A 13,148-nucleotide genomic window follows, 5' to 3' on the forward strand; every position below is an offset into this window, starting at 1 on the left:
GGAATCCCCTGTGCATGACAAAGCCCGGCCATCGCCATGGCGATTTCACGGCAGGTTCCTTTTCTTTTAACCCAGGCTTCGGATAAGGTCAAGCCCGTTTTCTTTCCTTGATCGTAGGCCTGCGCCAGACCGGGATCATAAACAATTCTTTCCTGCAAGAAAGCCATCGCGGCCAGAATCCATTCCACAGGATCGCTTGTTTCTCTGCTTAAATTCATCGCAATTTCGTGCAGTTCATGATGGATTGACGAACAGTTCATCACTTGCAAAAGACTTTCCTTCTTAGGGTTAACTGACTGAAGCTGTTGGGTAAACTGTGAAAGACTTTGCGGTATTCCTTCCATTACGATTTCCACCCGTCCTGGATTATCCGATATTGGATTTACAGAAAGCAGACGCTGGCCGGCATGCCGCAGATCCGGGCAATCTTTCAAATCACTTTGAAAACAAATCCGCATTCGATTCATCCTCCCGATTATTAAATTAATCCGCATTGGCTGAAACAGAAAATCCACAGAAAAATTGTCGGAATGCAGAAAACCGTGCTCAACAATAATCCCTGACTGGCCAGTTCGCTGTCGCTGCCCATTCCTTCAGCCATGGAATACGAAGACACCGCGTTGGGGGAAGCGAAGATCGCTAACAGACTGACGAGCGCCACGCCGCGAATGCCTAACAGAACCGCAATGCCCAACGCTGCCAGCGGCGTCCAGACCAACCGGGCGGAAACGGAAGCGAGCAGTTCTTTTTTATTCTCCGCGACGCGTTCCGGCTGAAAGCCCGCACCTAAAATAATTAGCGCCAACGGTGTAGATACCTTGCCCATATCGCCGATCACGGAGGCAACTGGTTTCCACAGATGAACTCCGGAAAACAAGCAAAGCAGGCCCAGTGCTGAAGCAATGATCAGCGGGTTCGTTGCGATTCCTTCAATCAGCTTGGATATCCGCGCTTTCCCGCCGCGGAAGGATTCCAATACGATGACCGATAAAATATTAAACAAAGGAACAATCACTGCGATCAACATCGACATCACGCCTAGCTGGGAATCCCCATAGATCAGCTGCACAATCGGCATGCCGAACAACACGGCATTGCTTCGGTAGGTATTCATGATCATCACGCCCTGTTTGCGCGGATCCGATGTTATCCGTGGCATGATCAGCCAACCCGCAGCACACGCCGCCAGGACACAGACCGCCGAATAGATCAGCAGCTGCGGCTGCAGCACTGTCTTCAGATCCGTCGACAGGATATTGTTAAACAACGTGCAAGGCAGAAATAACTTAAATACCAGCTGATTCATTTGTTTCAATGCCCGCTCATCGCACAATTTCAACCGCCGCACGCCCTGACCTACTAAGATCAGAAATAACAACGGCAGCACAACGTTAAGTGATAAGACCAAACTTTCCATAAAAAGAACCCCGCTCTCTACTCCATCATTGTAAAACAACCGAACTTTTTGTCCAGAAAGAAAGTTTGGATGTGAGTAAAACTGATCAGGATTCCAGCTTTTTTCCCACTTTTTCAGCCCGCAACCTGAAGTTGCCGGAAAACGCAAACACAACTTGGTAGCTTTCCTATTCATTTTCGAATACAATAAAGTCAACAATGTAAGGTTGGTGAGCACGCATGAATTTTGCGCAGAAGCTTCAAAAAAGAAGAAAAGAAGTCGGGTTTTCTCAGGAACAGCTGGCTTTTGAACTCAACGTTTCCCGTCAGGCTGTGTCCAAGTGGGAAAGCGGACAAGGATATCCGGAAGTCGAAAAATTGATTCAGCTCAGCGAATTGCTGGGGATTTCCCTGGATGAGCTGATGAAAGAAACCCGGGAACACCCCTCAGCCCCTATAAAACCGCTGGATGAAGAAGAACAGGAATGGAGGGATGAACCTCATTCCCCCATAACGCTGCCGGACGACATTCTCGATGAGGATTCCCTGATTGGACGATTCGCTTACTCTACGGACCGCGACACCGTTGAGCGGTATCTCGATCTCAACCAGCGTTTTGCCCGTTGGATCGCCGTCGGCGTCGGCATGATTCTGGGTGGCATTATTCCGGTGATTGTGCTTGACAATGATTTAGGCGTGGCGATCATGATGTTCTTTATCGCAATCGGCGTCGGCCTGTTAGTCAAAAACGGAATGGACTATCAGGAAATTGAAAAGCTTGAGAAACAGACTTTTCATTTAAGCGGGGAGCTGATCTGCGACCTTCAGGATGATTATGAGCGGTATCAAAGAACCTTCACGCGGAAGATTGTGGCGGGTGTTTCATTAATCATCTTCGGTGTTGGGCTGATGTTGATCCTCAACAGTCTGTTCGGTGAGTACGACGCCAATGCCGCTGTCTTATTTCCATTTATCGCCGTCAGCATTGGCAACTTCATCGACGCCGGCATTACTTCCGGAGCTTATCGCAAGCTGCTGAATATCAAAGACTAATCCCCATTTTCCAACAGGAAGCACTGGCTTCCTGTTTTCTTTTCCTTTCGCGTTTTGGCCCCGCATGACTCGTATGAACTCAGACAAAAAAGCGGTCTTTTGAGAAAACCGCTGATTTTTTGTTCTATTTTAAACCGTCCGGAATTCCATAAACCGCTGACGAATCGATTAAGCTTCTGCCGACACCCCCGTCAACAGATCCTGCATCGAGCTTTCGTAACAACAGTACTGCCGGCGTCCGCGGCGTTTCGCGGCATACAGCGCCTGATCGGCATGGTGAAACAAGGTCATATAATCCAGACCATCCTGGGGAAAACACGCCACCCCCATACTGACTGTGATATCATAACCCTGAAAGCTACCGTTGAGTGCCTGAAAGATTCGTTCAATCATTTGTTCCAAATGATCCTTATATTCCATAAAGATCAGAAATTCATCCCCGCCGATGCGGGCGGAAATATCCGACTTGCGTACGTTGGCCTGAATCCGGTGTGCGACATTCGCCAGCACCTGATCGCCGAACAGATGACCAAATTCATCATTGGCGCTCTTAAAGAAATCGATATCGAAAACCAGCAGCGCATAGTTCTGGCTGGCATCGGCTTCATTGTTCAAAATCGTGTCCAGCGCCCGCTTAGCATAAGCCCGGTTAAACAGTCCGGTCAGGGAATCAATTTTTGCCAGCTGTTTCAGCTGATCGAGTTCCACCTGTTCGTCATGGACGTCGATGAACTTACCAATCACGCCGGTCAGCTCCGAGGACTCCTCCATTACCCACAACGGCCGGGCAACGACTTTAAACCAGCGTGAGGATCCCTTTATTTTCAAAGGATACGTGCCGCTGAGAATCGGGTTTTCCGGCTCCGCGGTGCGGATTTTCGTCAGAAAATCCTCGAAATGCTCGTGGGTGAACAAATTTAAAATCTGCGGATTCTGCTTCGGATGCATGATCACTTCATTGATGCCCAGCTGCGCGGCGCCCCATTCCGAAATACTTAATAAATCAGAATGATAATTGTATTCAAATTGGATTTCCTTGGACATGGAAGCAAAGAACTGATATTTTGTCCGCTCCTGCTCCAGCAGCGCCAGCGTCCTGTTAGAAGCATTGCCGCTCTGGATCAGATTGCGCGCCATGTCCTGAAGTTCAATCCGTGAAGCACCGGAAAGCGAACGGACCTTCAGTTCTTTTTTCAGCGTCGGGCCCGCTTCCTTCAGACATTCTAATAACAGCGGATTAAACGCTCCGCATTCACCGTTGAAAATCATCTGCATTGCTTCTTCGTGCGTATAGGCAGCCTTGTAGACACGGACGCTGACCAATGCATCGTAGACATCCGCCAACGAAACAACCTGCGCGGAAATCGGAATCTCCTCGCCCTTTAATCCGTCCGGATAACCGCGGCCGTCGTATCGTTCATGATGCCACCGGCAGATATCCCGCGCTACCTGAACAAGCTTCTCTGTTTCAAAATAATGAATCTTCTCCAACATTTCCGCGCCGATCGCACTGTGTGTTTTGATGATTTCATATTCTTGCGGCGTCAGTTTTCCCGGCTTATTCAGAATTGATTCAGGAATTGAAATTTTACCGATATCATGCAAAGCGGACGCGTTGGAAATCATCGCAATCTGTTCCGGGGTGAGGTTGTAACGATCCGTCATCCGGCACAGTTGTTTCAGCAGCGTCTCAGTAATGACACGGATATGCATGACGTGGAGTCCGCTTTCACCATTTCTGAATTCAACGATATGGCTTAAGATCTCAACCATGACGAGGTTATTTTTTTCTTTTTCCAGCAGCTGCTCCGTAACCATGTTTTCCAGATACTTCTGCTTGGCATACAACATAATCGTATTCTTGACCCGCCGCTTGAACGTTTTCTCATCAAACGGCCTGCTGATATACTCCGCCGCCCCCAGATCATAAGCATGATCAATATAGACGGAAGAGGTTTCAGCTGAAATCATTATCACCGGAATATGATCGATATATCCCGATTTATTCATCGATGCCAGTACCTCAAACCCGTCCATCATCGGCATCACGATATCTAACAGCACCAGCGAAATCTCGTTGTACTGCTGACTCAGAACCGTGACCGCTTCCAATCCGTTCGAGGCTTCCACAAGCTCATAATCCTGTGCCAGCATATCCGCCAACAGCGACCGGTTGATATCGGAATCATCTACTATCAAAACTTTATCGCGAGATTTCATGATTGTTCTTTCTTTCCCAGCAGGTCTTCGATCACCGCTGTCAGCTGTCTGTACGCCATCTCCGCCTGGTCAAACAACGGCCCGATCTGTTCGTTGGCCTGCCGGGCGCGCAGGACTTCCGTCAGCTCACTGATCACCCGGGCCTGGGACGTCAGGCTTAAATTCAACAAAACGCCTTTTAACGTATGGGAAGCACGGAACGCCGTTTCGTAATCTTCGTTTTCCAGCGCAGTTTTCAGCTGACAAAACGAATCATCCCGCAAAAGCATGCCCAGAAATTTAATTACCCGCTCATCTGTGCGCATCCGCCGGATAATATCCGCGTAATCGCCCCCGAGCTGTTTATAACATTGTTCGACAGTCATCATAAAATGATTTCCTCCTAGGTTTCTGAAATCTCCCGGTTCAGATCTGCGGTCAAAATAAACAAGTTGTTCGCCGCCAGGACGCCGAATTTCCGAAAGCATGACGGAATCTGCCATGAACCGCAGTCCTTTTCGCTAAGACCGCCGTCGTTTTCTTTAAACTTGACCAATAAATCAGCCCGGAACACAGGAACCGGCTGGTTATAAAAACATCATTATTATACCATTGTTAAAGCAGCGAACGCAATCGGCCCATCCCCTAAGGATCGGTAAAAAAAGCGCATAAAAAGCAGCGTAACGTTACGCTGCTTCTTTTGATTCAGAATTTAACTTATTTCGTAGCCGGTGTCAGACCTTCAAACGAATAGGTCGCTTCCAGAACGATTTCCGCATTGTCCGTCGTGTACGGAGCGAACTTGGAATCTGTGAACTGGCCCATGCCGCCGACATTGTAAACCTTGCTCATGTCATAGCCTAAGGAGTTCATCAGCTTCATCATCTGAGCGACACGTCCGCCGGACTGGCACATTAAGAAGATTGTCTTATCCTTCGGGAACATCGCTTCCAGCAGCGCTGCGGATTCTTCATACGTCGCAACCGGAGCGTCTAAAGTTCCGCCGTACAGCTGCGGCTTGCCTTCGGTTCCTGCAGCTTCGTCAAAAATCAAGGCGAAGTAAGGAATGACTTCAAAGTTTCTCAGATGCTTTTTCGCATAGTCGTTGTAATCGCGCAGGTCGATATACAGAACGTCGTCGCGGCCCAGGTATTCCGTCAGATTGTCGACGTTGATGCTGGAGCAGCCGGTAGCCCAGACTTCAGCGGTGCAGGCTTCGTCCGCCGCATCCTTGGAAGGCTTGTAGGTCTTTGTTGTATCACGCGGTTCTGGCAGCGGTGCCGGAGCCGCCGTCGTCGGTTCAGAAGCATCCGGTGTTGCGCACGGCGGGCATTCCTTCGGTGTGGAAGCGCAGCCGGCCAGCAGCAGAACAGACAGAGCGATCGCAAATAACTTTTTCATTGGAATTTTCCTCTTTTCCTTTTTTATTCAGCGCTGAAATATTCGTCAGTGCCGTGATATTCCATCAGCGCGTTCAGCATTCTGATGATGTTGTTGGACGATACGGAAGAACCGGTAAACGTATCGAGTGTCAGACCTTCACGGCCTTCACCGGCTGTATAATCTTCAGCCGCGATATCGTCGACCGTGCTCAGCGTCTTAATGTACGCATAGTCCTTGTCGATGAAGTACGGAATGTATTCCGCCTTGAACATGTCGTAAGTCGCGCCGGCCGGGGTCGGATTGCTGTCGCCCCAGAAGCCTGCCGTATACTTATCGGCGCTGTCGCGGTCAAACGACAGGAAACGCACCTGGGCGTCGTCCAGCTTCTTGCTTTCCGGCAAGGTCAGTTCAACATACGCTGTCATCCAGTAATTGACATCTGCCGAACGGCAGGTGCAGGATAAATACGTGATCTGATACTTGATGTAATTTCTCGCCTTGTACTTGAAATTGACAAAGGCATAGAAATCACTTTCCTCACGCGGACCGTTGATATGGCTGATTGGAACAACGGCGACGACGTTTGCCATCGAACCTTCGCCCATATCGGCGCTCTGATTCAGATATTCGTTGATGCTGTCGAGTGTGATCTCACCCTCCGCCGTGCATGGCGTCGAGGAGCCGCCCTCGGTTCCCTGAGTTGGCGCCGGTGTTCCGCTGCCGCTGTTGCCGCAGGCCGTTAACGTCAGCACCATCAGTGAGGACAGAAGAATTGCCCAAACTTTTTTCATGAATTCCCTCCTTGTTTTCTTTACTCCCTAAACTGTATTAAAGTGCCCTGCCGGCGTTCCCAGCGCCGCTCACAGACGAAAAGCAGTACTGGATGAAGCCTGCTTTTCTGCTTTTGATAATCACTGTGCGTAAGACTCTTTAATATGTTATTATTATAACAACTCGGCTGGCGGAAAACAACTGATGAAGTTGTTTCATATTTTCACAGCCGTTTGATTAAGGAGTCCCGATGGATGAGAAATTTTCTGAAAACGCTTTCTATTTCTAGTATTTTCCTTTGTTTAAGCCTGTTTTCCGGATGTCAAAAAAACATTCCTTATGAAAATACGGAGGGAAAAACTTTCACAAATTATTTTGATGTTTTTACGGACAGCGAGGGAAATCTCGTCCTGCCGCTGAATACGACAATCCAGCTGACAATGACGGATGAAAAAAAATTAGCGGAAGCGACGACGCTTGTCGAAGCCCAGCTGCCGTTCTGGCACAAACTGGCCGATTCCCATCATCGCTACCTTGATGATCAGGGAAACGAGCTGCACAACGTCGCTTATATCAATCAGCATCCCGGAGAAACTATTTCGATTGAGCCCGAACTCGCCGCGATGCTCAGCGCCGCGATCGAACTGTCGCAGCTGAGCGACGGTCTGTTTCATCCTCTTCTGGGATCCTTGAGCGCTTTATGGGAACCGAAATTCGCACCGTTTCCGACGGAAAATACCGATCCGGATTCCGCTCTGATCGCGCAGATCACCGGCTGCCTGCCCGCCGCGGCGGATCTGAATGAAGTCCTTCAGCTGGATCCGGAACGCCGGACTGTCCGGTTTGAGCCGGGGGCCTGTGAAAATTCGCTGCAAATCAGCCTGGGTGCGATGGCTAAGGGATATATTCTCGATCAGCTGGCCGCCGAACTGAAGCCGCTGAACACGCCGTTTCTGCTGGACGCCGGAAGCAGCTCGATCATCGCCTGGTCGCCGGACGACGCGCCTTACAGCTGGAAAATCGGCGTGCGTGATCCTTCCGGACAGACTTCGCTGCTCTATGCGTTTACGCTGACCCAGGGGGTCGTTTCCACCTCGGCTGACGATCAAAATTACTTTCTGATTCAGGATGGCGATCAACAAATCCGCCGTCATCACATTCTCAATCCCCGCACCGGCTACAGTGAGAACTGGCTGCGCAGCGTAACCTTAAGTGCGCCGGATCAGGCGGGAACGCTGGATGTTTTAAGCACTGTCCTTTATAATATAGAAGATGCGGCTCAGCGCCGCGCGATGATCGGCCGCTTTGAAGCCAAAACGCAGCTTGCGATGGACTACGCCTGGTGCGAACCCGCTGACGCCGGTTTAAAACTGACGGTCAGCGAAGGAATGGATCAAAAACGGATGACCTCCGCCGCCATTCCGGACTTTGTCGATTATCAAATTCAACGAGGTGAAAAACATGAAAAATAGAATTTTACTTTCCGTCCTCTGCGTTCTGTTAATCGGCGGATGCGCCGCCCAGCCGCAGACCCCGCCTGCATCAGACGACCTTCCAGCGCCTTCCGCACTGCCGGAGAAAACGATTCCGCAGAGCGCGCTGATGAGTGAATCGCCGATCAGTCCGACCAATCTGGACGACTATTTATTTCTTGACGATGTGCTCTACTTTGACCTGCGTTCCCCGGCGCAGCTGGCTGAGGAGGGCTCCGTCGCCGGCTTTGTCAACGTTCCGTTTTACGGCGTGCTGGTCGATTATCAGCGCGGGGACAATGTCTTATATCGGATGACAAAAGTTCGGGATGACAGCGGCAAGGTGATTGCGCAGATGGGTGACGTCGGCAGCTTCTTCCCTAATTATGAAGAATCGGAAAGTCTTGTCCGCGACTTGTTTCCGCAGGATCAGCCGATCGTCTTCATCTCCACCGCCGGGGTGGAAGCGGCGTACACAATCTGCCTGTTAGAACAGCTGGGCTACGATGGATCGCAGCTGTATAACGCTGGTACGTTCTCCAACGGAATGGGGAACATTATCGCCTACAAGGATTATCCAGAGGCAAAATATCATGTTCCGGGAACGAATGTCTATACCATTGCCAGTCAGTTTATCTGGAATGAATCGCTGACGCCGATCTTAGATGAGTAAGCTGGATAAATACCTTTTGATAAAAAAGCATCAGAAACGCCGATGCTTTTTTATTCTTGTAAAAATCCCATGACGCCTGGAAATCATGAAATTGAAATTTATTGACTTCACAGAAAAAACACTAACGAGATACGTTTTCTACAAAAGCCTGAATATGCCGGGCGTCCAATCCGTAATAGTCAAGCAGAGCCGCAGGTGTTCCGCTGCGTCCGAAAACATCCTGCATTCCCAAACGATAATGCCGGCAAGGAAGTCCCAGCGGCGAAAGCACCTCGGCTACGGCGCTGCCCAACCCGCCGATGACGCTGTGCTCCTCAACCGTTACGATCACTTCATGTGACCTTGCGGTTTCGATAATCAACGCTTCATCTATCGGTTTAATCGTAGGCAGATTGATTACCGTCGGCGTGATCTCAGTCATCTTCGAGACAGCTTTCAGACTTTCCTGAACCATCAGTCCGCTGCAAAGAATTGCCGTCCTCACACCTTTTCTCAATATGATGCCCTTCCCATATTCAAATTGATAGCTGTCGTCGTAAACATCTTCGACCGCCAGCCTGCCCAACCGCACATAACAAGGACCATCAAGATGATAAACAGCTTTGATCACAGCTTCGGTTTCACGGGCGTCGCAAGGCTGGAAAACCTTCATATTCGGCAAAGCACGCATTAAGGCCAGATCTTCTATCGCCTGATGTGAAGCGCCGTCTTCGCCAACACTGATGCCTGCATGCGTGGCGCAGATTTTTACATTCAGACTCGGATAACAAATACTGTTACGAATTTGTTCAAAAGCCCTGCCTGCCGCAAACATGGCAAAACTGGAAGCGTAGACAACCTTACGGCTGGCCGCCAGACCGGCCGCGACCGACATCATGTTTCCTTCCGCAATGCCCATATTAAAATGCCGCTGAGGACACGCTTTCTTCGCCTCAATCGTCTTTGTCGATTTCGTTAAATCCGCATCCAGCACCACGATATCCTTTTTTTCAACAATCAGTTCTGCGAGCGCACGGCCATAAGCTTCCCGGGTTGCGGTATTCATTCTGCTTTACCTCCTAATTCCTGCATTGCCTGACTGTATTGCGCGGCATCAGGCGCGGTCCCATGCCAGGCCGCTTTCTTTTCCATATACGAAACACCTTTGCCTTTTACGGTATGAGCGATAATGACCGTTGGTTTGCCTTTCAAGGTTTTCGCTTTGTCCAACGCTGTCAGAATTTCCGTCATGCAATGCCCGTTGATCTCCAGCGTATGAAATCCAAAAGCCGCAAACTTGGGTTGAAATGGTTCAGGGCTGATGACTTCTTGAAGATCACCGTCAATCTGAAGATGGTTATAGTCTAAAATCACGCATAAATTATCCAGCTGATAATGTGCGGCAGCCATGCAGGCTTCCCAGACCTGACCTTCTTCCGATTCACCGTCACCGATCAGAACATAAATACGATGTTCGTTCTGATCCAGTTTATTCGCCAGCGCCATGCCCACAGCACAGGATATCCCCTGACCCAGCGAACCGGTCGACATATCCACCCCGGGTACATAGTTCATATTCGGATGTCCCTGCAATTTGGAATTCAAGGTGCGGAAACCGTTTAATTCCGCATCATCAATCAATCCTTTTTCCGCTAGAACCGCATAAAGCAGCGGCGAGGCATGGCCCTTGCTCAGGACAAACCGGTCGCGGTCTATTGAATTCACATTCTGTTCGTTGATATCCATCACTTTGAAATACAGCGCGGTTAGAAGATCAGCGCTGCTCAGGCTGCCGCCCGGATGTCCGCTTTTTGCGAAATATACCTGCCTTACGATATTCTGACGAATATGTTTGGCATGATTGGTTAACTCGTCCATAATTCCTCCTTTGAATTTAATAGTTTTCTGATCAGATACTGACTGACGCCATTTTCATTATGGGATAGCGTAACTTCATCAGCGCTTTGCTTTACCAGAGAATCACTGTTGCCCATCGCCACACTGTGTCCGCTGATTTCAAACATGGCGATATCGTTGAAATTATCGCCGATGCTCAAAACATCGCAAAGTTCGATCTTCAGCGCTCCGGCAATGCTTTTCAGCGCTTGCCCCTTGCTAGTTCCTGCCGCCGTTATCGTATACAACGAATCTTCCGATCGCTTAAAAGCAATCTTCGGACATTTTTCTGTTACTTCCCGGACCAGATTTTCAATATCGGGATATTCCGCCGAATCCAACGTCAATTTATAAATATCCCCATCCGCAAATACCGCGTTTTCTCTGACCTGTTTCAGTTTTAACCGTCCTGAAAATAAACCGCGGATTTCATTCAATTTTTTTGAACTGGAAAAGCTGTAGCCGCATTGTTGATCAAAAAAAGTAAACGGAATCCCTTCTTCCATCAGCCGCGTGAGGATCCACTCTGAATCCTTTTTTTGTAGGCTTTCACTTTGCAATAACCGATGGCGACAGTAAATATTGGCGCCGTTATCCGCAGCATAAGGAATTTCAATGCCCAGCTGATCGACATAATCCCTGGCAATCGCTTCATTCCTGCCAGTGGCCAAAGTAAAAAGAATATGCTTCTTTCGCAATGCATCCAGCACTGGAAGAATCTGACTGTCCAGCTGTTTCCTGTCGTTAAGAAGCGTACCGTCCAGATCACAGACAATCAATTTAATCATGAAACACTTCATCCAGCTGACAACGCAGAAAACACGCGGCTTGCCGGCAAATTTCCGGATAATCAGGATTTTGCGCGGTATGCCAGAATTCGCCTGTGAACATCCGGACCCCAAGCTCTTTCAGTTTCCGCAGATCTTCCGGGTAGTTCGTATGTCCAGTCCCAAAAGGCACTTCCCGATAAACTCCCGGACGGGTCTCTTTCAGGTGCGCTGCAAACAGATGTCCTTTTCCTTTTTCAATATCCTTCGGGACGGGAACATGATACAGTTGGGAAGCATTGGTCAAATTTCCTATATCAGGATAGATTCCCAGATAAGGACTGTCGATAAGCTGAACATAATCCATGGCTTTTTCCACTGTATCCATAAACGGTGTTTCCATAGTTTCAAAGCCCAGGATTACGCCTTTTTTCGCCGCCATGCCTACCGCCGTGCGCAGATTCCTGATAAATTCGCGGCGAGTTTGATCTGAGCCTTCTTCATAATAAACGTCATAGCCTGCCAGCTGGATCAGTCGGATACCCAAGTCGGAAGCAAGGTCAATTGCCTTTGCCATAATTTCCAGCGAACGCCGATGACCTTTTGGATTCAGCGAGCCCAACGGGTATTTGCGATGGCCTGACAAGCACATTGTAGAAATCGGAACACCGCACGCCTGCATCGTTTTGATCAACGCCTGACGCTCACCTGGCGTCCAATCCAAGCGGCTTAGTTTCGCCTCTGTTTCATCAATGCTGATCTCAAGCCAGTCAAAACCAAAAGCCCGGCAGTTTTCCAGTTTTTCTTTCCAGGACAGATCTGCCGGCATACTCTTTTCGTACATTCCCAACAGATACGGTTTATTTCTGTCCATAATAAGCTCCTGGTCCATGCTTGCGCAGATAATGTTTGTCAAGAAGCGTCTGCTGCATCGAAGAAACCTCGGAATTAATCAGCCGGGTTTTCCATGCCATCTCTGCCAGTTCTTCCAGAACCACTGCGTTATGAACAGCGTCGCCTGGATTTTCTCCCCAGGTAAACGGGCCATGGCTTTGAACAAGAACGCCCGGCATCTGTGCAGCGTCAAGCTGCAGCGTTTCAAAAGTTTCCACAATCACTTTTCCAGTATTCAGCTCATAATCCGAACGGATTTCCGCCTCGCTCATCAGGCGGGTGCATGGAATCGGCCCATAGAAATAATCACCATGCGTTGTCCCCAGCGCGGGGATTGCTTTCCCCGCCTGACACCACGCCGTCGCATTTTGCGAATGAGTATGCACAACGCCGCCGATCGTTGTGAAGTGCCGATACAATTCAAGATGCGTCATCAGATCGCTGCTCGGTTTGTATCGGCCTTCGACCACCTTACCCTGCCAATCGCAGACGACCATATCCTCCGCCTGCATCGACTGATAGTTGACGCCGCTGGGTTTGATCACAATCAACCCGCGTTCTCTGTCAATGCCGCTGACGTTTCCCCAGGTAAAGGTAATCAGCTGATATTTCGGCAAAAGCAAATTTGCTTCATAAACTTCCTTTTTTAATTGTTCCAGCATTTCT

General features: G+C 49.3%; 14 protein-coding genes. 3 read left to right on the forward strand and 11 right to left on the reverse strand.

Translation table 11 applies throughout. From position 1 onward, the window contains the following. Positions 1-458 (reverse strand): transglutaminase-like domain-containing protein (locus HOLDEFILI_RS04040; RefSeq protein WP_039863855.1); only part of this gene is annotated, 458 nt, incomplete at its 3' end. A gap of 20 nt (positions 459-478) precedes the next feature. After that, the gene (locus tag HOLDEFILI_RS04045) at positions 479-1,417 is read right to left on the reverse strand and encodes an AEC family transporter (RefSeq protein ID WP_039863856.1); all 939 of its coding nucleotides are present in this window, start codon (positions 1,415-1,417) and stop codon (positions 479-481) included. A gap of 218 nt (positions 1,418-1,635) precedes the next feature. On the opposite strand from HOLDEFILI_RS04045, the gene HOLDEFILI_RS18210 reads away from it, so the two are divergent. Beyond that, positions 1,636-2,448 carry a helix-turn-helix domain-containing protein gene (locus HOLDEFILI_RS18210; RefSeq protein WP_006058180.1) on the forward strand — a complete coding sequence of 271 codons (813 nt, stop codon included), beginning with the start codon at positions 1,636-1,638 and terminating at the stop codon, positions 2,446-2,448. Between the two features lie 168 nt (positions 2,449-2,616). Here the strand turns inward: HOLDEFILI_RS18210 and HOLDEFILI_RS04055 are convergent, their stop codons facing one another. The 4 genes from HOLDEFILI_RS04055 to HOLDEFILI_RS04070 form a co-directional block, all read right to left on the reverse strand. Continuing rightward, positions 2,617-4,668 carry a bifunctional diguanylate cyclase/phosphohydrolase gene (locus tag HOLDEFILI_RS04055; RefSeq protein ID WP_006058181.1) on the reverse strand — a complete coding sequence of 684 codons (2,052 nt, stop codon included), beginning with the start codon at positions 4,666-4,668 and terminating at the stop codon, positions 2,617-2,619. Beyond that, the gene (locus HOLDEFILI_RS04060) at positions 4,665-5,036 is read right to left on the reverse strand and encodes an Hpt domain-containing protein (RefSeq protein ID WP_208854942.1); all 372 of its coding nucleotides are present in this window, start codon (positions 5,034-5,036) and stop codon (positions 4,665-4,667) included. Before HOLDEFILI_RS04060 ends, HOLDEFILI_RS04055 begins: the two co-directional genes overlap by 4 nt. Positions 5,037-5,364: 328 nt before the next feature. Next, the gene (locus HOLDEFILI_RS04065; RefSeq protein ID WP_006058183.1) at positions 5,365-6,048 is read right to left on the reverse strand and encodes a rhodanese-like domain-containing protein; all 684 of its coding nucleotides are present in this window, start codon (positions 6,046-6,048) and stop codon (positions 5,365-5,367) included. 23 nt (positions 6,049-6,071) lie between these two features. Continuing rightward, complete coding sequence (locus HOLDEFILI_RS04070) at positions 6,072-6,821, reverse strand: hypothetical protein (RefSeq protein WP_006058184.1); 750 nt, start codon at positions 6,819-6,821, stop codon at positions 6,072-6,074. A gap of 234 nt (positions 6,822-7,055) precedes the next feature. Here HOLDEFILI_RS04070 and HOLDEFILI_RS04075 point away from each other — a divergent pair, with 234 nt between their 5' ends. Together HOLDEFILI_RS04075 and HOLDEFILI_RS04080 are read left to right on the forward strand one after the other, a co-directional pair. Then, positions 7,056-8,273 (forward strand): FAD:protein FMN transferase, encoded by a 1,218-nt coding sequence (locus HOLDEFILI_RS04075; protein ID WP_006058185.1) that lies wholly within the window; start codon positions 7,056-7,058, stop codon positions 8,271-8,273. Further along, entirely contained in the window at positions 8,263-8,946 is a 684-nt protein-coding gene (locus tag HOLDEFILI_RS04080; protein WP_006058186.1) for a hypothetical protein, read from the forward strand. Before HOLDEFILI_RS04075 ends, HOLDEFILI_RS04080 begins: the two co-directional genes overlap by 11 nt. A gap of 121 nt (positions 8,947-9,067) precedes the next feature. Here the strand turns inward: HOLDEFILI_RS04080 and HOLDEFILI_RS04085 are convergent, their stop codons facing one another. Genes HOLDEFILI_RS04085 through araD form a run of 5 tightly spaced genes read right to left on the reverse strand, consistent with a single transcriptional unit; the run spans position 9,068 to position 13,144 of the window. Continuing rightward, the gene (locus HOLDEFILI_RS04085) at positions 9,068-9,991 is read right to left on the reverse strand and encodes a transketolase family protein (RefSeq protein ID WP_006058187.1); all 924 of its coding nucleotides are present in this window, start codon (positions 9,989-9,991) and stop codon (positions 9,068-9,070) included. Further along, positions 9,988-10,803, reverse strand: coding sequence for a transketolase (locus HOLDEFILI_RS04090; protein WP_006058188.1), 816 nt, complete (start codon positions 10,801-10,803; stop codon positions 9,988-9,990). Before HOLDEFILI_RS04090 ends, HOLDEFILI_RS04085 begins: the two co-directional genes overlap by 4 nt. Continuing rightward, a complete protein-coding gene (locus HOLDEFILI_RS18215) occupies positions 10,791-11,609 on the reverse strand; it encodes an HAD family hydrolase (RefSeq protein WP_006058189.1) in 819 nt (272 codons plus the stop codon). The genes HOLDEFILI_RS04090 and HOLDEFILI_RS18215 overlap by 13 nt, the downstream gene beginning before the upstream one ends. Further along, positions 11,602-12,462, reverse strand: a complete 861-nt coding sequence (locus tag HOLDEFILI_RS04100; RefSeq protein WP_244264301.1) for an L-ribulose-5-phosphate 3-epimerase — start codon at positions 12,460-12,462, stop codon at positions 11,602-11,604. The genes HOLDEFILI_RS18215 and HOLDEFILI_RS04100 overlap by 8 nt, the downstream gene beginning before the upstream one ends. Then, on the reverse strand, positions 12,449-13,144 hold the full coding sequence (gene araD / locus HOLDEFILI_RS04105; RefSeq protein ID WP_006058191.1) for an L-ribulose-5-phosphate 4-epimerase: 696 nt from the start codon (positions 13,142-13,144) through the stop codon (positions 12,449-12,451). The genes HOLDEFILI_RS04100 and araD overlap by 14 nt, the downstream gene beginning before the upstream one ends. Positions 13,145-13,148 lie beyond the last annotated feature (4 nt).

Origin of the sequence: Holdemania filiformis DSM 12042 (assembly GCF_000157995.1) — a bacterium.
Classification (GTDB): Bacteria; Bacillota_I; Bacilli_A; order Erysipelotrichales; family Erysipelotrichaceae; genus Holdemania; species Holdemania filiformis.

Excerpts from the sequence above, each read along its gene's own strand:
- HOLDEFILI_RS04045 (WP_039863856.1), bottom strand. The coding sequence starts at position 1,417 with ATGGAAAGTTTGGTCTTATCACTTAACGTTGTGCTGCCGTTGTTATTT.
- HOLDEFILI_RS18210 (WP_006058180.1), top strand. The coding sequence starts at position 1,636 with ATGAATTTTGCGCAGAAGCTTCAAAAAAGAAGAAAAGAAGTCGGGTTT.
- HOLDEFILI_RS04055 (WP_006058181.1), bottom strand. The coding sequence starts at position 4,668 with ATGAAATCTCGCGATAAAGTTTTGATAGTAGATGATTCCGATATCAAC.
- HOLDEFILI_RS04060 (WP_208854942.1), bottom strand. The coding sequence starts at position 5,036 with ATGATGACTGTCGAACAATGTTATAAACAGCTCGGGGGCGATTACGCG.
- HOLDEFILI_RS04065 (WP_006058183.1), bottom strand. The coding sequence starts at position 6,048 with ATGAAAAAGTTATTTGCGATCGCTCTGTCTGTTCTGCTGCTGGCCGGC.
- HOLDEFILI_RS04070 (WP_006058184.1), bottom strand. The coding sequence starts at position 6,821 with ATGAAAAAAGTTTGGGCAATTCTTCTGTCCTCACTGATGGTGCTGACG.
- HOLDEFILI_RS04075 (WP_006058185.1), top strand. The coding sequence starts at position 7,056 with ATGAGAAATTTTCTGAAAACGCTTTCTATTTCTAGTATTTTCCTTTGT.
- HOLDEFILI_RS04080 (WP_006058186.1), top strand. The coding sequence starts at position 8,263 with ATGAAAAATAGAATTTTACTTTCCGTCCTCTGCGTTCTGTTAATCGGC.
- HOLDEFILI_RS04085 (WP_006058187.1), bottom strand. The coding sequence starts at position 9,991 with ATGAATACCGCAACCCGGGAAGCTTATGGCCGTGCGCTCGCAGAACTG.
- HOLDEFILI_RS04090 (WP_006058188.1), bottom strand. The coding sequence starts at position 10,803 with ATGGACGAGTTAACCAATCATGCCAAACATATTCGTCAGAATATCGTA.
- HOLDEFILI_RS18215 (WP_006058189.1), bottom strand. The coding sequence starts at position 11,609 with ATGATTAAATTGATTGTCTGTGATCTGGACGGTACGCTTCTTAACGAC.
- HOLDEFILI_RS04100 (WP_244264301.1), bottom strand. The coding sequence starts at position 12,462 with ATGGACAGAAATAAACCGTATCTGTTGGGAATGTACGAAAAGAGTATG.
- araD (WP_006058191.1), bottom strand. The coding sequence starts at position 13,144 with ATGCTGGAACAATTAAAAAAGGAAGTTTATGAAGCAAATTTGCTTTTG.